We start from the raw sequence: 19,583 nt of genomic DNA, 5'->3' as shown, positions 1-19,583 counted from the left end.
CGCGGATTTTAGCATTTTAAAAATTAATAATTTCTAAAACTATTATCAAATAAATAAGGAATCTATATTTTGCGTTGAATATTTAAAAACAGGGTTTAGCAGAGGCAGACGAATGCAAAACGGCAAATTTGTTACGTTAAATTACCTAAATCAATTTAATGTGGTCTCAAAGCAAAATCGGCTTTTTAGTTTAATCAAAATCAGCGCCCAACGGTCGAGCAAACGCCGAGCGCAAATTTGACGCAGGCTCAGCTGAGAGAAAACTCAAATTTGAGCCCTAGATTTCCTCTCTTTTATAAATTTTACTCACAAATTTATCTATCTTATACACCGCGCCAAAGAGCGCAGGCACGACCAGCAGCGTTAGCAGCGTCGAGCTAATGAGCCCCGAGATCACCGAGATCGCCATAGGAGAGTTGCCCTCGTATCCCGCGCCTCTGCTAAGCGCAAGCGGTAGCATCGCAAATATCATCGCAAAAGTAGTCATCAGTATCGCTCGCAGTCTTTTGACGCCAGCTCGCACGATGGCTTCGTTTAGCTCCACGCCCTCGTTCGCGTAGCGGTTGGCAAAATCCACAACTAAAATCGCGTTTTTGCCCACCATGCCAAAAAGCAAGATCGCGCCGACCATCACAAATAGGCTAAAGGAGTTACCGCTAAGGTACAACCCGACCGCCACGCCGCCAAACGCCAGCGGCATCGAGATCATGATGATGAGCGGCAGCACGAAGCTCTCGTAAAGCGCGGCCAGGATCATATAGATGAGCACGACGCTAAGGCTGATCGTAAATACAAAGGCCGCGTTCGTGTCGTTCATCATCTCGATAAAGCCCGTCATCACGTAATCATAGCCCTCAGGCAAAATTTGACCGATATTTTCATCGATGCCCTTTTGCACGGCGCCTAGCGGGACGTTATCCACGTTTGCGACGATCCTGATCTGACGCTGTTTGTTAAAGCGGTTTATCACGGAAAAGGTCTTGCTCGTCTTAAACTCCGCCACCGCGCTTAGGCTTATACTCTCGCCGTGAGCGTTTTTGATCTTTAGTTTTTGCAGCGCCTGCGCGTCCTTGCGGTACTCGTCGTCAAACCTCAGTATCATATCGTACTGCGCGTCGCCGTTATCAAAGCTACCAAGCCTATTTTGCCCAAAGGACGCATATATCACCTGTGCCACCGCGCTAGGATCGACGCTTAGGCGTTTGGCCTTGTCTTTATTTACGCTGATTTGTAGCTCGTTTATCTTATCCTCGTTATCGCTGCCCACGTCCGTCGTGCCCTCTATCGCGCGCACCATGGCGATGGCTTTTGGCAGGATTTCGTCTAGCTTTTCCAGGCTATCGCCAGTGATCGTTAGCTGCACAGGCTCGCTGTCGCTACCGGTATCGACGTATGGTATCTGCAGGACTTTGACGCTGAGGTCATCAAATTTAAGCTTTTTTCTATACTCGTCCATTATCTGCGTTTGGCGCTCTTTTCGCGACTCAAAGCCCTTTAATCGGACGTAAATTTTAGCCTTGTACGCGTCCTTTGAGTCCGTGTAGCCAGCGATCATATACGAGTACTCGACGTGCGGATCGCTATCTACCTCGCGCACGACCTCGCTAGCTCTAGCGCTCATAGCTTCAACCGAGATGCCCGGGCTTGCTTTTAAAAATATCTCAAACTGCCCTTCGTCCTCGACGGGCAAAAAGTCCATGCCGACCTTGCCGGCTAGGCTCATACAAAGAGCCAGCACGCCTAAAGTGAGGATAACAAACGCGGTTTTAAACCTCAAAATAAGCTTCAAAAGCCGCTCGTAACCGCTCTCGAGCATCTCAAAAAATGGCTCCGTCACGCGGTAAAATTTACTCTTGCCCTCGTTCAAAAATCTCGCCGCCAGGCTAGGTATCAGCATAATGCAAACCAAAAACGACACCACGATACCGCCGCTCACGCTCATACCAAAGGAGTTAAAATATTGCCCTACGATGCCCTCCATAAAGGCAATCGGCACAAACACGCAAAGCAGCACCGCGCTAATGCTAAGCACGCTAAATGCGATCTCGCGCACGCCCTCAAAGCTTGCTTTTAGTGGGTTGCTCTCGCCTTCTTGCATCTTTTTTGAGATATTTTCCACGACCACGATCGCATCGTCGATAAATATACCTATACCAAGCGTGAGAGCCAGCAGCGTGAGGCGGTTTAGATCAAAGCCCAAAACGTCGATGATAAAAAACGTCCCCACGATACTAGCCGGGATCGCGAGCGCGGCGATGACGGTCGCACTAAAGCTTCGCAAAAAGAAAAAAACGATGACGACCGTGAGCGCGACGCCCAGCATCATGTCAAATTTGACCTGATTTATGTGCTTTAGGATGCTTTCGCTCTTTTCATAAACCCGCTCTACTTCGTAGTTCTCGCCTAGTCTTGCCGCTAGATCGTCCGTTTTAGCCTTGAGCGCGTCTATCGTCTCTATCGTGTTTGCGCCGCTTACTTTTATAGCGTCGAGCAGCACTCCGCGCTTGCCGTTATACATCGCTACGGCGTCGGTGTCGTGATGAGATAGCTCCACGCGCGCGACGTCTTTTAAAAACACGTCTTTTTGTAGGCGTATCTCCTCTAGCTCGCGCACGCTTTTAGCGTCAAATTCGCTCTTTAAAAATATCTCGAATTCGCTGTTTTCCAGCTTGCCAAGCGGAGCTTTTAAATTTTGCGATTTGATTATATTTATGACCGAGGCCGCGGTTAGGGCGTATTTATCGAGTTTAAAAGGATCAAGGTAAATTTTAATCTCAGGCTCCAAAAAGCCCTTATCATCGACCTTACCAACGCCTTTTACGCGCTGCAAAAACGGCTTTGCCTCGTCTTTGACCGCTTGCATAAGCGCGGTTAAATTTTCGTCCTTGCGGCTAACGAAAAAGCTCGCCACCTTGCCGCTGTCGCTGTTGATTTTTTCTATCTCGGGCTGGGCATCGAGCTTTGCCTTTGCGACCTTGTCGCGCACGTCGTTCGCGGCGACGTCGATGTTTTTCTTGAGATTAAACTCGACCATGACGATGCTGAGGTTGTTAAATGTATAAGACCTGATCTTTTTGATACCGTCTATCGTCGAGACCTCGTCCTCGATCTTTTTAGTGACCCTGCTCTCGATGAGGCTCATGTCGCCAGGCGCGTAGGTCGTGATCTTGATCAGCGGGATGACGACCTCGGGAAAGAGATTTACCGGCATCCTAAGAAGCGACATCGCGCCGAAGAATACGAGCGCGACGAAAAACATCAGCGTCGTAATCGGGCGATTTATGGCTAGTTTATACATTTTGCGCCTTCGCTAAAACTGCCTTTTGCGTCAAATTTACCCGTCCGCCCTGCTTTGCAAAAAGCGTTTGGCGTTTATCGGCTAGTAAAATTTGCGCCGCGTCAAATTCGGCATTTAAATTTACGCCGCCTTGTTTGTGCGATAAATTTAATCCGTCGCCCGCCTCTTTCGTCAAATTTGCATTTTTCGCGGCGGCGTCAAATTTAACGCCGCACGCCGAATTTGAGTTCAAATTTATCTCGCTTTTCGTTTGCAACGTCAAATTTAAAAACCAAGCTACGCCAAGGCTAGTTTTTTCTGCGTCAAATTTCGCGCACGCAAACTCGCCGTTTTTAAAGCCGTCAAGGCCGTCAAATTTAAGCCCGGACGTTTTATTTTCGTCCTTATTTTTAGGCTCGGCGTCCACTCCCTCCTGCGAGTCTGAGACGATATATCCCTCTCCAAAAAGCCCCGGCGTCAAATTTCGCGCCTGCACTTCGGCGTAAATTTTGCCGTTTTTAGCGTCGATAGTCGGGTAGATGAGGCTGATTTTACCGCGCCTTTCCTCACTTTGGCCGTCTAGTTTATAGATAAATTCGCTACCTATTTTAACGCGGTCTTTGAATTTCTCATCAAAGCTAAGCTTGAGCTTCACGTCCGGGTACGAAAAGATCGACATCAACTTTTGCGCTACGCCGCCCACGCCCTCGCCGACCTCGATGCTCTTGCCTGAGATCGTCCCGTCAAAAGGTGCTAGTAGCCTCGTGTCTTCTAGCCGCTTTTGCGCCAAATTTAGCGCCAGATGCGCTCTGTTTTGGGCTAGCGCTGCATTTTTAAAATCAAACTCCGCATTTTCAAAAGCCTGCTTTGAGCTCACGCTTTGAACGAGTTTAAATTTATCCAGCACGCTTTTTGCGTGGGCTTTTGCCGTCTGCGCACTCTCTAGGTCGTTTTGAGCGAGCTTTACGGCTAGCTTTTCGCTCTCGTTTTCAAGCTCGAGTAGCACGTCGCCGCGCTTTACCGCAGAGCCGACTTCTATATTTACGGTCTTTACGATACCGACGGCCTTTAGCGCGAGCTGCGCGTCTTTTGCTGCCGCGACGTCAAAGCTCGCGTAAATTTTATCCTCTGCACAAAGCGCAACCGCCGCGCTCAGTAAAAATAGTAAAATTTTATTCATTTGCGCTCCGTTTTTTCGATATTTTCGGCGATTTTGCCGCCGCGCTCGTATAGATACTCCGCCTTTTTGATCTCAAATTTACTCTTGCTTAGCTCCAGCGCGCTGCCTGCGCTAAAGCTCTGCGCAGTCGCATTTAAAAACTCTACATATCCAAGCAGCCCGGCTTCATACTTTTTGCTAACGGCATTTAGCGAGGTTTGCGCCGAGTTTAGCGCGCTTTCGCCCGCGGCTATCTTTTGCTCGAGCGTCTTTAGGTCGTTTTTGATATTTACTAAATTTAGCTCGTTTTGCAGGCGCTTTTGATCTAAATTTAGCTTCGCTTGCAGCGCGCTTATGCGCTTTATCTCGCGCCGCTTTTTGTTCGCGCCAAAATCAAACGCCTTCCAGCTAAAGCCCAAAATCAGCTCGTTTGTATTTAAATTTGGCTTAAAAAAGTCGTCGAAATAGGGCTCCAGCGCGCTTCTATACTGCGCCGGCAGCAAATTTCTATCGTAATGCGTGCGCATAAAGGTGTAGGTGTTTTTGATGAAAATTTGCGGGTTCGTCTCGGACGCGGTTATCTTTTCATCCTCCAAGGCCGCGGCGAAATTTAGCCTAAGCGCCTCAAGCTCTGGCTTTGCACTTTTTTGCGGCGTGGAGTCGTCGTCTGTAAACGCGATCCTAGAGCCCGCCACAGGCTTTATATCTCTACCCGTTAGCGCGTAAATTTGATTTTTTATCTCGTTTTGATTTTGCGTGATTTCGAGGCGTTCGGCGAGCGCCATGGCGTATCTAGCGTTTACCGCTTCATACTCGCTCTCGTCGCTAAGCCCCGCGCGGTAGTATTTTTCCAGCCTATTTAGCGCATTTTTTAGGTAGTTTATCTCGCCCTCCTTTGCGGTCGCAAGCTCGCCCAGCGACAAGAAACCAAAATAGAGCTTAGTCGCGTTAAACGCAAGCAGGTTTTGATACTCCTCGTTTTTTAAAATTTCAGCCGCGCTAAGGTGCGAAAGCGAGCTTAGCAGGGCTTCTCTTTTACCGCCGTCATAAACGGCAAGCTCCAAAATCGCCCTTGCCGTGGCGGCTCTTTGCGGGCGCAGGACGTTTATATCGCCGCTTAAAAAGCTGTATCCGCCCTCAACCGTGAGGCTTGGCATATACGCACTCTTTACGGCATCTTTTTGCAGCTGCGCTTTTTGCGGTTCGTAGTTTGAAATTTGAGCCAAATTTGAGCTCTGCGCTGCCAAAATCAGCTCGTGTAAATTTCCATCAAATTTAACCTCCGAACCGCCTAAAAAAACGCAAAAACTCAAAAATATATAAATTTTTTTCATCTGAAGCCTTCCCTATTAGCTCTGGGCGGCGCGGGCTAAATTTGAGCTGATTTGCGCCGTCTGAAGTCTGGCGCCGTAAGTAAAATAAAATGAAAATTTAAGCGGCGCGCTGAGCTTTTTTAAGATTATAGCGACAAAAAACCTAATGAAAGCTTTTAACGAGATTCATGACGAGCAAATTCCACCCGTCGACGAGCACGAAAATAAGTAGCTTAAAAGGCAGTGAAATCATCGTCGGTGGCAGCATCATCATACCCATCGCCATAAGCACGGAGCTAACGACCATATCGATAACTAAAAACGGCAGATAGAGCAAAAACGCTATCTCAAATGCCGTTTTCATCTCGCTGATCATAAACGCGCTCATCACGACCGTGAGCGGGATATCGTCGAAGCTTTGCGGGTTTGGCATGTTTCTGATGCGTAAAAATAGCGCCAGGTCCTTCTCGCGTGTATTTTTTATCATAAACTCGCGAAACGGCTTTACGCCGCGCTCAAAGGCTTCTTGATAGCCGATTTGCTCGCTTAGATACGGCTGCACGCCCGCTTCATAGGCTTGCTTGCCCACAGGCTCCATGATAAAAAACGTAAGCACCATCGCAAGGCTAATAAGCACCGTAGACGGCGGCATCTGCTGTGTACCCATCGCCTGACGCAAAAACGAAAAAACGATAATGAGCCGTAAAAAGCTCGTCATCATAAAAACGAGCGAAGGAGCGAGCGTAAGGACGGTGAGGACCAGTAGGACGTTTAGCGAGCTAACTAGCTGGGTTGGCGTAGTGGGCGCGCTTAGGCTGAGATTTACGGTCGGGATCGTGACGTTATCCTCGCCGATCGCGACCGCCGCAAAGATAAAAAACAGCAAAAACGTCAGTTTTTTCAAATTTACTCCTGCGCGTCCAGTATGCTTTTTTGCGTTTTGGCTTTGTCGTCTAAATTTAACGAAACGAAGTGGATCTCGACCCTGCGGTTTTTCTCCCTGCCCTGCTCGGTGAAATTCGTCACAAACGGCTCAAATTCGGCCTTTGCTGATGCGGTTAGCTTTTTAGGATCGACGCCGTCTTTGATGAGCTCGCTAACTACGCTGATAGCTCTAGCCGACGATAGCTGCCAGTTGTCTTTAAACTCGGTAGACGCCGGCTGCTCGCTGTCGGTATGTCCGATCACGTTTGCTACGACGTCGGGCGGTAGTTTGGCTATCACCATCGCGATACGTTTTAAAAACAGCAGCGCATCGTCGTTTTGCAGCTTGGCGCTATCTTTTGCAAAGAGCAAATTTGCAGGTAGCCTGATCACGAAGCCGCTCTCGCTCTCCTCAAACGTAACCTCAGGCGAGCCGCTAGCGTGCAAAAGCTCGTTAATAGAGCGCAGCGTCTGCTCGAAATTTGACTTCACGCCCGTGCGCTCTTTGTTTGAGGTGGCATGGTCGTCTTGGTTTTGCTCGGCGCTGACGTCCGGTTTCGCGCCGCCCTCAAGCACGCCCAAAGCCCCGCTTAGCGAGCCGATCGCGGCTTCTAGCTTCTTTGCGTCCATCGTACTCATAGAAAGAAGCAGTACGAAAAAGCAAAGCAACAGCGACATCAAGTCGCCAAACGCAGCGAGCCACTCGGGTAAGCATTTGGGGCAGTCGCCCGGATCGATTAACTTTTTAGCCATTTTTACTACTTATCAAACTGACTGACGCGGTCTTTAGGCGGTAAAAACGATAGTAGCTTCATCTCAAGCGTCCTAGGGTTGTCGCCCGCCTGTATCGCCATTATGCCCTCTAGCATCAACACCTTTGCCGTGCCTTCGTCCTTGTCGCGGATACTTAGGATGTTTGCCACGGGCGAGCCAAGGATGTTTCCTATCATCGCACCGTAAAGCGTCGTGATGAGCGCGACCGCCATCGACGGACCGATAGCCGAAGGGTCGGACATGTTCATAAGCATCGCAACCAGACCGATGAGCGTACCGATCATACCCATAGAGCCCGCAAAGCCCGCGATTTGTTCGAAAATTTTGATATTATCGCCGTGTCTGGAGCTGGCCTGCTCCATATCTATCTCAAGCAGCGTTCTGATGGCGTCTGGTTCGTTGCCGTCAACCGCCATAGATAGACCCTTTTTTAGAAACGGATCGGTTTCGTTATTTGCATCACTCTCAAGAGCCAAGATACCGTCGCGGCGAGCTTTTGTGGAGTACTCGACCATTTTTTTTACAATTTCTGGGAGATTGTAGGTTTTTGGTTTTACCGCGATGCCGTAAAACGTGCCTAGCTTTTTTATCTGCTCCATCTTAAAACCGATCATCAGCGCGCAAATCGTACCGCCAAAAACGATCAAAACAGAGGGAATATCGATGTAAGCTCCGATTCCGACGCCCATTTGCATGGAACCTAGCAAAAGCACCATAATAACTATCCAACCGACGAGGCTACCTAAATCCATCTTGCAACTTTCTATTTAAAAATTTTAGTTTGTATTTTAGTTTTTTTTTAGTTGAAAAAACAGTTAAACTTAGATTAGCTTTTTGCAAAAGGCGTTCCAAATCGGCATAAATTTTTTCAAATTTTGCATTTTTGGTCATATTTCGTTTTTTTGGCACTTTTCTTGACCAAATTTAAATGCTAATTTTTTCTAAAAATTTGATTTAAAAAGCAAAGCGAAATTTTAAACAAAAACAAAAGGTAGCGTCTTGCGGCAAGAGCAAATTTGGCAAATTTATCGCTCGCACGCGTAACGTAAAGGGCAAATTTAACTAGGCTTTTTTGGCTTAAACGCCCTTTTTGCCGTCATATAAAAGCCGCTAAAGATAAAAAGCGCCATCAAAAGCGAAACGACCGACCACAAAATTTTACCCGCAAGCCCGAAAAAATACCCCGTGTGCAACTGATAGTTCGTGCTTTTTACCATACCTATGGTTATGCCATCGGTTTGCTTTTGCTCAGCCATCTTGCCCTCTTTTACGTTTACGGCGGTCATTTTCGGACGAGCGGTGCTAGGCGCGTCCGGCTCGTAGTATCTGACGTTTATCTTATCTCCGGCCGCGAGCATCAGGCTAAATTCCTTATACTCTATGCCGCTTGATCTGAATATCTCATAAGCCTTCTGTACATCGCTAAATTTATACTCGGCGTTCTTTTTACCCTCTGCTTTTGCGGGCGCTCCGTCTTTTTGCGCGGTCTCTTTTGGCAAATTTTGCTCGCTAACGAAAAGCTCCATCACCGCGCCGTTATACCAGCGATACGACCACATGAGCCCAGTTAAGCAGACGATGAGATAGATCACCGCGCTTAGGGCGCCCAGACTCGTGTGCAGGTTGTGAAAAAGGGCGTATTTTTTGAGTTTAAAATTTGGCTTTATCGCCTCGGCAAATTTGCGTTTTAGTCTCGGGAAATGTAGCCAAACGCCGCTTATCACGAGCACTATCATCGCGACCGTACTAGCGCCTACGATCTGCTTGCCGACCTCGCCCACGGTTTTGTTGCCAGTTAGCGCAAAGCCCAAATTTCGGTGCAGCGACATTACGGTGCGAACAAAGGCGAATCCATAGTCCTTGCCGATGATCTGCGCGGTATACGGATCGACCAGATAGGCGTCGCTACCACTAGCATAAATTTTGACCGCTTCGTTTTCGCTTTTAGGTAGCACGAGCCTTGCCGGCTGTTTAACGCCCGTTTGCTCGCTAAAGCCTTGCAGGATTTTTTCCGCGCTTAGCATTTCGCCCGTTTTTTCCACTTTGGGAGCGTTTAAATTTATGAGATCATCAAGCTCATGCTGATACGACAAAATCGCGCCCGTAACGCCGATAACGAGTAGCGGAACGGCAAAAATAATCGATAAAATCAGGTGGAGATTAAACAAAAACTGATTTCTTCTTAAAGCCTTTTTTAAAAATGAAAGCAAGTTACATCCTTTAAATTTGATTTTGATTATATTCAAAGGCCGTGATTATATAAGTTAATGCTTAAGAAATTGTTAAGTCCAAAAAAGCATTAATCGCGCATTTAGCAAATTTGAGATAAAATCGCTCAAATTTAAACAAGGAAAAAAGATGAGCGATATCGGCGTAGTGGTGCTTGCCGCGGGGCTTGGCACGAGGATGAAATCAACCAAACCAAAGGTGCTTTTCGAGCTTTGCGGAGAGCCGATGATTATCCATATTTTGCGCAAGGCTTATGAGATCAGTAGCGACGTGAGCGTGGTTTTGAGCTATCAAAAAGAGCTAGTGGGAGCCAAAATCAAAGAAATTTTCCCTCAAACTAAAATTTACGAACAAAATTTAAAAGAGTTCCCGGGCACTGCGGGCGCGCTAAAAAACATCCCTCTAAATAGCGAAAAAACGCTGATTTTGTGCGGAGATATGCCGCTTATAAAAACTAACGACCTAATCCGCCTAAGCGCGGGCAACTCAGACATCGCGCTAAGCGTTTTTGAGGCGACAGACCCCTACGGATACGGCCGCGTCATCATAAATAACGGCAAAGCAGAAGCCATCGTCGAGCAAAAAGACGCGACCGAGACGCAAAAAATGATAAAAAGCGCAAATGCCGGTTGCTACTGCTTTAAAAGCGAAGTTTTACGCGAAATTTTGCCTCTCATCGGCAACAAAAACTCGCAGAAAGAATTTTACCTAACCGACGCGATAAAAATCGCAAACGAGCGCGGCTTAAAGTGCTGGGCCATCAGCGTCGAAGAGCAAAATTTCATGGGTATAAACGATAAATTTCAGCTCAGCATAGCAGAAAATTTGATGCAGGAGGAGATCAAGAAAAATTTGATGAAAGCGGGCGTACTAATGCGTCTGCCTAATAGCATTTACATCGACTCTAGAGCAAAATTTGAAGGCGAATGCGTAATCGAAGAAAACGTAAGCGTCATCGGAGAGTGTCTCATCAAAAACTCCGTCATCAAAAGCGGCTCGGTCGTAGAAAACTCCGTCGTCGAGGACTCGGACGTCGGCCCTCTAGCGCACCTGCGTCCAAAATGCGAGATCAAAAACACTCACATCGGAAATTTCGTCGAGCTAAAAGCAGCCAGGCTAAACGGCGTCAAAGCAGGCCATCTAAGCTATCTTGGCGACTGCGAGATCGACCAGGGCACAAACGTAGGCTGCGGCACCATCACGTGCAACTACGACGGCAAAGCTAAGCACAAAACGATAATCGGCAAAAACGTCTTTATCGGCTCGGACACCCAGCTCATATCTCCCGTAAAAGTCGGCGACGACGTGCTAATCGCCGCAGGAAGCACCGTAACTAGCGACGTACCAAGTGGCGCGCTAGCCATCAGCCGCACGAAACAGGTAAATAAAGAAGGCTTTTTTTATAAATTTTTTAACGGCGCAAAAAGCGGCGACGAAAATGCTAAAAAATAAAAAAATTTTGCTTGCGGTTTGCGGCAGTATCGCGTTTTATAAAGCTTATGAAATTTTATCCGCGCTAAAAAAAGAGGGCGCGGACGTGCGGGTTATGCTTAGCGAAGGAGCGCTCAAATTTTGCTCTGAAGCGGGCTTTGAAGCGCTGTGCGAGCATAAAATTTTAACCTCGCGCACTGAAAACTGGCAGGAAGGACTAAATCACATCGCCTACGCCAAAACCGATCTAATCCTCATCGCGCCCGCAAGCGTAAATACGATAAACAAGCTTGCAAGCGGCATTTGCGATAACGTCTTTATGCAGACTCTGATCGCTAGCCCGGCTCCCCTACTCATCGCGCCTGCAGCCAACGACAAAATGCTAAATCACTTCTCTACGCGCAAAAATTTCGAGTTTTTAGCGGCAAACGGCGCGAGATTTATCGAACCGGTAGAAAAAACCCTAGCCTGCGGCGACGTCGGTAAAGGCGCACTGGCAGACGTTTCTACGATCATCTACGAAACCAAAAGAATGCTAACAGAGCCAAAATTTAAAGGACAAAAGGTGATCGTAACGGGTGGCGCTACGAGCGAAAAGATCGACGACGTAAGAGCCGTGACGAATCTATCTAGCGGCAAGATGGCAAAAGCGCTGGCGGGCGCCTTTTACTACGCGGGCGCGGACGTGACGCTGATAGCTAGCTTTGAGACGGCAAACGCGCCCTATATAACGCTCAAATTTCAAAGCTCGGCGGAGCTAAAAGAGCTGCTACGCGCAAATTTGACGGACGCAAATTTGCTCGCGATGGCGGCTGCGGTTAGCGATTACGCTCCAAAAACAAAATTTGAAGGCAAGCTAAAAAAGCAAAATTTAGGCGAAATCTGGACGCTAGAACTCGCGCAAAACGAGGATGTTTTGGGCTCTCTGGCGGGTTTTAAAAATGTCAAAAAAATCGGTTTTAAAATGGAAATGGACGGCGCAAACGCTATGCAAAATGCAAAAAATATGCTTGAGAAAAAGAGCCTTGACGCCGTTTGCCTAAACGTGCTGGGCGGCGATGTAAATTTTGGCTCTGATAGCACGCAAATCACCTTTATAACGAGCCGTGACGCGCAAAATATCGCGCTAACATCCAAAGAGGACGCGGCGCGCCAAATCGTAAATTTAGCAAGCAAGCTATGATAAATCCCGTCTCACGAGTGCAAAAAATCGCAAGCGGCGACGCGGGCACGGCTCTAAACGCGAGCCTGCCAATCAGCATCAAAGTCGCCGAAAAGACGGGCTACAATCGCTACAATCTCAAAATGGGCAACAAAATCCTAAGCACCAAAAGTATGAAAAGCCTCGACGTGGAGGGCGAATACTGGGGCGAGATCGCGAGCGGCACCGAAAATATCGTGATAAGAAATCTCTTTAAAAAACCAAATTTAGCCTACGCTGCGCCCGACGGACTGGCCCTAATAGAAAGGCTTATAAGCGAGTCCGATCTAAACTGGTTTTATGAATATATATTTAACGGCCTTAGCGCGGCAGACTCGCGGGAATCATTTGAAAGTCTAGCTCAAATGCTGCTTGCGCTACAAAAAAATATCATTAATATTTCGTTTGTTTATAACGGTGCAAAAGGGGTTTTTCAGATGAAATTTGACGGCGCCCGGACGAGTCAAATTTACCTTATTTTTTCAAATTTCGCTCCGATTATTTTTACGCTAAAAGGCGCTCAAATAATTAACGCCCAAACGCCGTTTGACAAGGTCGCTAGGCTTTTGCGAAATGAATTTGACTGCGAAGCGCAAACGACGCAAAACATCGCCGCTTTTTTTGATCTAAGCGGCAAAATAATCGATTTTAAGGGCTAAAATGAACGAGCTAAATCACCTAGCTATCATAATGGACGGCAACGGCAGATGGGCTAAGCGCCGCGGTTTGCTACGTACAAAAGGGCACGAAACGGGCGCGAACGTCGTGGAGCAGATGTGCGAGTTTTGTATCGACGAGGGCGTGGCGGTGCTGAGCCTTTATGCATTTAGCACCGAAAACTGGAAGCGTCCAAAGAGCGAAGTGGCGTTTTTGATGGAGCTTTTGCATAAATTTTTACTCTCAAAACACGATAGTTTTATCAAAAACGGCATCAAATTTAACGTTATCGGCAACGAAAGTCCGCTAAGCGATAAGCTAAAAAACGAGATAGCTGATATCAAAAACGCAACCGCGCAAAACTCTAGGCTAAAGCTAAATTTGGCGCTAAACTATGGCGCTAAAGATGAAATTTTAAGAGCTTTTAGGAGATTTTGCGAAAAAAACGGCGGAGAGTTTGACGCCCAAAACCTAGCCCTAAATTTAAGCGAAGATAGCCTGCAAGCCTGCCTCGATGAGTCCGTGCCCATCGACCTTCTAGTGCGCACGGGTGGCGAGCAAAGACTGTCAAATTTCATGCTTTGGCAAGCTAGCTACGCCGAGTTTGCCTTTACGCCTACGCTTTGGCCAGATTTCACGCGCGAGGAGCTAGCCCAGATAACGGCTAAGTTTAAGAAAAAAGATAGAAGATTTGGCGGACTTTAAAATTTGATGTTTTTGGCTGCCTCTGTCTTTTTAAATTTACGTCATTTTATTTGATTAGTTTGCCGAAAAATGCGTTTAAATTTGACAAATAAAAGCCTTTCCGCAACGCCGTTTTGCATAAATTTTGAACCGAAATCTTTAAATTTAAAATCATTCAAGGCAATATTTCGCTAAAATCGCCTTTAAATTTTGTGTTTTATGCTTTTTTGCGGCGCAAATAACGAGTCAAATTTTAGCTCAAATCGTGCGGCAAATTTGCACAAACATTACTTAAAAACGTCGCCGCTAGCTCAAAAACAACCGCAAGCAGCCAAATGCATTATAAATTAAATTAGGAGAGTTATGATTTTCGCCGTTGTATTTTTTATTTTATTATTTTTTATCTTGGGCGCCGTAGTCGGCAGTTTTAGCAACGTCCTGATCTACCGCATGCCGCGCGGCGAGAGCATAAATTTCCCTGCCTCGCACTGCCAAAGCTGCAAAACTCCGCTAAAGCCGTATCATAACATCCCGATTTTTGCGTGGCTGTTTTTGCGCGGCAAGTGCGCGTTTTGCGGCGAAAAAATCAGCTTTCAGTATACTCTAGTTGAGCTTGCTAGCGGCCTGCTTTGCGTGCTTGCGTATTGCATTGAGACATACGGACTTGAGCCTCTTACGGACAGCTTTTACGCCGCGATTTTTAAGGCGGCGATGCTTGGCGTCTGCTTTATCTTACTACTAGCGCTTAGCCTGATCGATTTTCGTTACAAGGCTGTTCCCGATCCGCTGCTTTTTGCCAGCGTTGCATTTTCGCTGCTTTACGGTTTTAATCCGCCCGACTCTTTTGACTCGGATGGGCTTTTATTTGCATTTGATTCGTTTATAAACGCTGCGATTTTTATGTTTGCCTTTTGGCTGCTGCGCGCTGTCGTTAGCCTGACTCTCAAGCGCGAAGCCATGGGCTCTGCGGACATCTTTATCGCGGGCGTTATGGGCGCGATACTAGGCGTCAAGCTCGGCCTCATGGCGATCTATGTCTCGGCGCTACTGACGCTGCCAGCCTACGTCATAGTGCGAAAGCGCGGATACGAGCTGCCTTTCGTGCCGTTTTTGAGCCTTGCCACGCTCATCGTTTACGCGTTTAAGGAGCAGTTTATCTACATATTGGGACTGATTTATGGATAGGACGGCGCGTTATCTTTTCTCAAACTTCCTAGGTACGTTCGCATCGCTATTTGCGACGCTTTTTCTCATCATGTCGATCGTGTTTTTCATCCAGATTGCCCGTATCACGTCATACATCGAGATTACGTTTATAGAGCTTTTTAAACTCTATATGTTTATGCTGCCTAGAGTGCTGCTTTTTACCGTACCTATCGCGTTTTTTGTATCGCTTGCGCTCATGTTTTTCAGACTTTCTCGCGAAAACGAGAGCATCGTGCTTTTTACGCTCGGATATTCGCCAGTTAGGATCGCTAAATTTTTCCTAATCGTTAGTGGCGCGGTCTCAATCTTTCTCATTGTAACCGCGATAATACTGATCCCCACAGCTGCGGAGCTAAACTCAAATTTCGTCTCGTACAAAAAAACCGTCGCCAAGCTAAATTTGAAAACAACCGAATTCGGGCAAAAATTTTCCGACTGGATGGTCTTTATCCAAAATGAAAAAAGCGACGAGAACGGCACTCTTTACGAGGGCGTGACGCTTTATTCGCCAAAAGAAGGCGCACACCGATTCGTCCTTGCTAAAAACGCTCGCCTAACCAACAATAACGCCGTGCTTGAGTTTACGCTATCAGAGGGTAAAATTTACGATATGAGAGACGCCTCGTGGCATAAAACCGACTTTGGCACGATGAAAATCAGCACTGCCCAAGAGGACAGCGTCGCGCAGACGAAGTCGTTTGTGCAGTATTGGCAGGCAATGAGCGAGGATAAAAAGCGCGCTAAAGACTTTGCGACCTACGTTCTCATCGCGCTTTTTCCGCTAGCGACGACGCTTTTTGCCTTGAGCCTTGGTATCGTGACTTACCGCTACGAAAAAGGCTTTGTGTATTTTGGGATATTTGGCGTGCTGTTTGGATATTTTACGCTCATTATGCTCTTTAGTTCGCGCGTTTTTATCGCGATTGCGGCGATATTTTTGTTATTTTTCATTGCCTCGATTTTTAGCTTTAGGGCTAAAATTTTAAAAAGATACTAAGTGCGTCTTAAACTCGTTTTTAGCTACGACGGGTCGAAATTTCAGGGCTCGCAGACCCAGCCGCACGAAAATGGCGTTGAGGACGCTCTGGGCGTAGCCCTAGCGCATGTAGGGATCTTTAGCAAAATAATCTCCAGCTCGCGCACAGACAAGGGAGTGCACGCAAACAATCAAGTCGCCTGCGTGGAGTGCGGCGAGCATTTTAAGGACTTTGTGCGCCTAAGATCACTCGTCAACCGCCACGCCCATCCGGCCATTCACGTCAAATTTATAAGCCGCGTTAAAGATGGCTTTCATCCGCGATACGACGCCACGGCACGTGCATATCGATACGTGATTAATCACGGCGAGTTTTCGCCTTTTTTGTCGCCTTACGAGACTTTTATACCCAAATTTGACCTAAATTTAGCAAACGAGCTGCTCGCGCTTTTTGTCGGAGAACATGATTTTAGCGCGTTTATGAAGCTTGGCAGCGACGTCAAAAGTCCCGTGCGGCGCGTCTCAAAGGCTTTTTGCTACGAACGCGGCGAGCGAACAATCATCGTTTTTAAAGCAAACGGCTTTTTGCGCGCCCAGGTTCGCCTCATGGTCGCTAGCGTTTTAAAGGCGCTTGAGCTTGCCAAAAGCGGTAAATTTAGACAAACGCAGGTGCAGGAGTTTAAATTTGAGTGCACAGAGGCGGCAAATTTGGACGCAAATTTAAACAAAAACAGCCGCGATAATATCCTAACGAAAAGCCACGAAAGCGTAAATTTGGCCGCCGAACAAGCCGAGTGCGTCGCTTCAAAATTTGACGCCAAAAACTCAAATTTAAACGGAGTCGCAAACAACTGCCGCGACGAAAATTTCCTAAAAGCAAAAGAGCTTTTGCGCCAGGCTATCTACGAGCAAAAGCCGCTCACGCGTATCCCCGCGCCGCCAAACGGTCTTTATCTAAACCGAGTTTTTTACTAATGAGAAATCCAAAAATAAAAGAAGCCATCGCCGCCGTAACGCAAAAGCAAAATGAGTGTAAAAAAATAGTCAAAAAATACGCTACATTTATGACTATAACGACATTTGTCGCACCAATACTAATTTTTATTATTATGGAGCGACGCTTTGAAATATTCTTTCTTTCATTTGCAGTCATCCCAATATACGTCACGCCGAGGATTCCAAAAGTAGAAAAAACGCTGGAAGAGTATAGAAGCTTCTACAAAAATGTTTTTGTTAGCACGGTAATTGCCGATATAGATAGCAATTTTACATACGAGCCTCAAAAAGGCATCACCGCAAACGAATTTTATAAAAGCGGAATATACAGGCGCGTAAATTTTTACGGCGAAGACCAAATAAGCGGTACTTACGCTAATGTCAAATTTCAATTAAGCGAGGCTATAAAAGTAGAAAAAACATATGACTCAAACGGCTCAAAAAACCCTTATCTGGCGCTTTTGAGAGTAAGCAAAGTCATATACGACGAATACATGGACTTTAACGGTACAGTACTAGTCTGCGAGTTTTATAAAAATTTCAAAGGACAAACGATACTAGCCGACAAAAAGGTGCTAAATACGAAAATATCTGGCGAAAAAGAGATACTTGACGATACAGAGTTTAACGGCGAATTTCGCGTATTTACCGACGACAAAATAGAAGCGCGCTATCTTTTAAGCCCCGGTTTTATGCAACGCCTGCGCGAGGTTAAGCAGGGTTTTGACAGTGCCGTATCGCTAAGCGCGGCATTTATGGACGATAAATTTTATCTCTTTTTAAACGGTGCAAAAAACCGTTTTGAAAGTTCGCTATTGGACCCGCCGCTAAGCCTTTCTGATGCGCAGGCCATAAAAGACGAGGTCTTGCGGCTGCTGCGCATAATCGACGAGCTAAATTTGAGCCTTGACATTTATAAATAATTTTGCTTCGGCAGTAAATTTTGCCGACTACGAGCCTAAAATTTGACCGTAAATTCGGTCGGAAATTTAAATATAGATTTTAGCTAAACGCGTAAAACTTCGCAACGCCGCGCAAAGTCGGTCGCTCATAGCAGGCGCATATTTTCAAATTTAACGGCGCTAATCTAAAAATAAATACAGCCGACACTCGCCTGTAAATTTGAGCAAATTATAAAATATCCCTCTGCCCTTTTGCGTTCATTGGGCTTAGCACACCCATTTGCTCCATCTGTTCGATGATTGTGGCAGCGCGGTTATAGCCGATTTTTAGGCGGCGTTGCAGGTAGCTGATCGAGGTTTTTTGCTCGCTTAGCACGATCTCTTTGGCCTCTTCGTAGAGCTCGTCTAGTTCGCCCGCTACGGCGCCGGAGCCTGTAGCCCCACCGCCGCTAGCGCCCTCCTCGGCTAGAAATCTCTCGTCGTATACCACCTCTTGCTGAGCCTTTAGGAAATTTACGATAGTGTCGATCTCTTTTTCGCTAGCAAACGGCGCGTGCAGCCTGATGACGCCTGGGCTTCCGGGAGGGGTAAACAGCATATCGCCGCGTCCTAGCAAGCTCTCCGCGCCCATTTGATCCAGAATCACCTTGCTATCTATGCGCTGACCGACGCGGTAGCTGATGCGGCTAGGCAAATTTGCCTTTATGAGCCCCGTCACGACGTCTACACTCGGGCGCTGGGTGGCTACGATGAGATGTATGCCGCTAGCGCGCGCCATCTGCGCCAGGCGCCCGATGTATAGCTCCACGTCCTTGCCGCTAGTCATCATGAGATCGGCTAGCTCGTCTATGATCACGACGATATACGGGAACTGCTCGCCGCCCTCCTCTTTCATCTTTTCGTTGTAGCTTTCGATGTTTTTGGTGCGCGTGTGGCTCATGATCTTGTAGCGGCGCTCCATCTCAGCAACCATGTTTGATAGCGCGGTTATAGCCTGCTTGGCCTGCGTGATGACGGGCGTGAGTAGGTGCGGGATGTCGTTATAGATACTAAACTCCAGCATCTTGGGATCTATCATCATCAGGCGCAGCGTCTGCGGACTGTTGCGATATAGCAGGCTTAGTAGCATTGCATTTATACCTACGCTCTTGCCAGATCCCGTCGTGCCCGCGATTAGCAGGTGAGGCAGCTTTTTTAGATCGGTGATAAAAGGCGCACCGACGATATCCTTGCCTAGCGCGATAGTCAGCGGACTGCTCGAGTTTTTGAAAACTTCGCTATCTAAAATTTCCTTTAGATAGACGGTTTCGATGTTTTTGTTAGGCACCTCGATACCTACGACGTCTTTGCCCGGTATCGGAGCCTGGATGCGGATAGTCTGCGCGCGCAGAGCCATCGCGAGGTCGTCTTGCAGGGTTAAAATTTTACTCACCTTGATGTGCGGCGCCTGACGAAACTCAAACGTCGTGACGATCGGACCCGTATAGGTGCGCACGACATCGCCGTCTATTTTAAATTTGCGCAGTTTATCGAGCAGATCGGAGATCTTTTGATCGATCTCAGCCTCATTTACGCTGTTTGATCTCTTAGGCGGATCGGCTAAAAATTTAAGCGGCGGCAACGCAAAATCCTTAGGTTTTTCGACCTTGCCTTTTTCCATTTGTTCAAGCAGTTTTTTATTTTCGGCGACTTCGTTTAAAATTTCGACGCCGTTTATAGTAGTACTTTTTTCTTCTAAATTTGACTCGCTTTCATCCTGCGCATCGTCTTCGTCGTCCGGCTCGTCTTTATCCTCTAGCTTTTCGCCGTTTTCCTCGCTCAAATTTGACTCGCTTTGAGCTTTAGGCTTTTTGA

The 19,583-nt window shown here is 47.1% G+C and carries 15 protein-coding genes and 1 pseudogene; 8 read left to right on the top strand and 8 right to left on the bottom strand.

All coding sequences use genetic code 11. The features are described 5' to 3' along the window. Positions 1–277 precede the first annotated feature (277 nt). The 7 genes from CSHOW_RS04495 to CSHOW_RS04465 form a co-directional block, all read right to left on the bottom strand. Positions 278–3,298, bottom strand: coding sequence for an efflux RND transporter permease subunit (locus CSHOW_RS04495; protein ID WP_002948017.1), 3,021 nt, complete (start codon positions 3,296–3,298; stop codon positions 278–280). Then, entirely contained in the window at positions 3,291–4,457 is a 1,167-nt protein-coding gene (locus CSHOW_RS04490) for an efflux RND transporter periplasmic adaptor subunit (protein ID WP_002948019.1), read from the bottom strand. The genes CSHOW_RS04495 and CSHOW_RS04490 overlap by 8 nt, the downstream gene beginning before the upstream one ends. Next, a complete protein-coding gene (locus tag CSHOW_RS04485) occupies positions 4,454–5,770 on the bottom strand; it encodes a TolC family protein (protein ID WP_002948023.1) in 1,317 nt (438 codons plus the stop codon). The genes CSHOW_RS04490 and CSHOW_RS04485 overlap by 4 nt, the downstream gene beginning before the upstream one ends. Positions 5,771–5,912: 142 nt before the next feature. Continuing rightward, positions 5,913–6,644 (bottom strand): flagellar type III secretion system pore protein FliP, encoded by a 732-nt coding sequence (fliP, locus tag CSHOW_RS04480; RefSeq protein WP_376826371.1) that lies wholly within the window; start codon positions 6,642–6,644, stop codon positions 5,913–5,915. Positions 6,645–6,655: 11 nt separating this feature from the next. Beyond that, positions 6,656–7,426 (bottom strand): OmpA/MotB family protein, encoded by a 771-nt coding sequence (locus CSHOW_RS04475; RefSeq protein WP_002948035.1) that lies wholly within the window; start codon positions 7,424–7,426, stop codon positions 6,656–6,658. 5 nt (positions 7,427–7,431) lie between these two features. After that, entirely contained in the window at positions 7,432–8,199 is a 768-nt protein-coding gene (locus CSHOW_RS04470; RefSeq protein WP_002950161.1) for a motility protein A, read from the bottom strand. A 306-nt stretch (positions 8,200–8,505) separates the two neighbouring features. Further along, on the bottom strand, positions 8,506–9,657 hold the full coding sequence (locus CSHOW_RS04465) for a PepSY-associated TM helix domain-containing protein (protein ID WP_002948042.1): 1,152 nt from the start codon (positions 9,655–9,657) through the stop codon (positions 8,506–8,508). A 148-nt stretch (positions 9,658–9,805) separates the two neighbouring features. Here CSHOW_RS04465 and glmU point away from each other — a divergent pair, with 148 nt between their 5' ends. The 8 genes from glmU to CSHOW_RS04425 all read left to right on the top strand — a co-directional run bounded on the left by glmU (position 9,806) and on the right by CSHOW_RS04425 (position 17,750). After that, positions 9,806–11,128, top strand: coding sequence for a bifunctional UDP-N-acetylglucosamine diphosphorylase/glucosamine-1-phosphate N-acetyltransferase GlmU (gene glmU / locus CSHOW_RS04460; RefSeq protein ID WP_002948044.1), 1,323 nt, complete (start codon positions 9,806–9,808; stop codon positions 11,126–11,128). Further along, entirely contained in the window at positions 11,115–12,290 is a 1,176-nt protein-coding gene (coaBC, locus tag CSHOW_RS04455; protein ID WP_002948047.1) for a bifunctional phosphopantothenoylcysteine decarboxylase/phosphopantothenate--cysteine ligase CoaBC, read from the top strand. The genes glmU and coaBC overlap by 14 nt, the downstream gene beginning before the upstream one ends. A gap of 17 nt (positions 12,291–12,307) precedes the next feature. Beyond that, the gene (locus CSHOW_RS04450) at positions 12,308–12,967 is read left to right on the top strand and encodes a hypothetical protein (protein ID WP_171992807.1); all 660 of its coding nucleotides are present in this window, start codon (positions 12,308–12,310) and stop codon (positions 12,965–12,967) included. A 1-nt stretch (position 12,968) separates the two neighbouring features. Further along, positions 12,969–13,670, top strand: coding sequence for a polyprenyl diphosphate synthase (uppS, locus tag CSHOW_RS04445; protein WP_002948052.1), 702 nt, complete (start codon positions 12,969–12,971; stop codon positions 13,668–13,670). 342 nt (positions 13,671–14,012) lie between these two features. Then, on the top strand, positions 14,013–14,834 hold the full coding sequence (locus tag CSHOW_RS04440) for a prepilin peptidase (RefSeq protein WP_002948060.1): 822 nt from the start codon (positions 14,013–14,015) through the stop codon (positions 14,832–14,834). Further along, complete coding sequence (locus CSHOW_RS04435; protein WP_002948061.1) at positions 14,827–15,852, top strand: LptF/LptG family permease; 1,026 nt, start codon at positions 14,827–14,829, stop codon at positions 15,850–15,852. Before CSHOW_RS04440 ends, CSHOW_RS04435 begins: the two co-directional genes overlap by 8 nt. Continuing rightward, positions 15,853–16,806 (top strand): tRNA pseudouridine(38-40) synthase TruA, encoded by a 954-nt coding sequence (truA, locus tag CSHOW_RS04430; protein WP_002948062.1) that lies wholly within the window; start codon positions 15,853–15,855, stop codon positions 16,804–16,806. After that, entirely contained in the window at positions 16,806–17,750 is a 945-nt protein-coding gene (locus CSHOW_RS04425; protein WP_002948063.1) for a DUF3137 domain-containing protein, read from the top strand. Before truA ends, CSHOW_RS04425 begins: the two co-directional genes overlap by 1 nt. A 208-nt stretch (positions 17,751–17,958) precedes the next feature. Here the strand turns inward: CSHOW_RS04425 and CSHOW_RS04420 are convergent. Continuing rightward, positions 17,959–19,422, bottom strand: a pseudogene (locus CSHOW_RS04420) (DNA translocase FtsK); the annotation flags it as partial. Positions 19,423–19,583: the final 161 nt, after the last annotated feature.

The sequence above is a fragment of the Campylobacter showae genome (assembly GCF_004803815.1).
GTDB lineage: Bacteria > Campylobacterota > Campylobacteria > Campylobacterales > Campylobacteraceae > Campylobacter_A > Campylobacter_A showae.
The sequence above is the reverse complement of the archived record's forward strand: the minus strand, read 5'-3'. Positions and strand labels throughout refer to the sequence as shown.

Bases quoted from the DNA above. Each gene is read 5' to 3' on its own strand.
- CSHOW_RS04495 (WP_002948017.1), bottom strand. From the start codon at position 3,298: ATGTATAAACTAGCCATAAATCGCCCGATTACGACGCTGATGTTTTTC.
- CSHOW_RS04490 (WP_002948019.1), bottom strand. From the start codon at position 4,457: ATGAATAAAATTTTACTATTTTTACTGAGCGCGGCGGTTGCGCTTTGT.
- CSHOW_RS04485 (WP_002948023.1), bottom strand. From the start codon at position 5,770: ATGAAAAAAATTTATATATTTTTGAGTTTTTGCGTTTTTTTAGGCGGT.
- CSHOW_RS04475 (WP_002948035.1), bottom strand. From the start codon at position 7,426: ATGGCTAAAAAGTTAATCGATCCGGGCGACTGCCCCAAATGCTTACCC.
- CSHOW_RS04470 (WP_002950161.1), bottom strand. From the start codon at position 8,199: ATGGATTTAGGTAGCCTCGTCGGTTGGATAGTTATTATGGTGCTTTTG.
- glmU (WP_002948044.1), top strand. From the start codon at position 9,806: ATGAGCGATATCGGCGTAGTGGTGCTTGCCGCGGGGCTTGGCACGAGG.
- coaBC (WP_002948047.1), top strand. From the start codon at position 11,115: ATGCTAAAAAATAAAAAAATTTTGCTTGCGGTTTGCGGCAGTATCGCG.
- uppS (WP_002948052.1), top strand. From the start codon at position 12,969: ATGAACGAGCTAAATCACCTAGCTATCATAATGGACGGCAACGGCAGA.
- CSHOW_RS04440 (WP_002948060.1), top strand. From the start codon at position 14,013: ATGATTTTCGCCGTTGTATTTTTTATTTTATTATTTTTTATCTTGGGC.
- CSHOW_RS04435 (WP_002948061.1), top strand. From the start codon at position 14,827: ATGGATAGGACGGCGCGTTATCTTTTCTCAAACTTCCTAGGTACGTTC.
- CSHOW_RS04425 (WP_002948063.1), top strand. From the start codon at position 16,806: ATGAGAAATCCAAAAATAAAAGAAGCCATCGCCGCCGTAACGCAAAAG.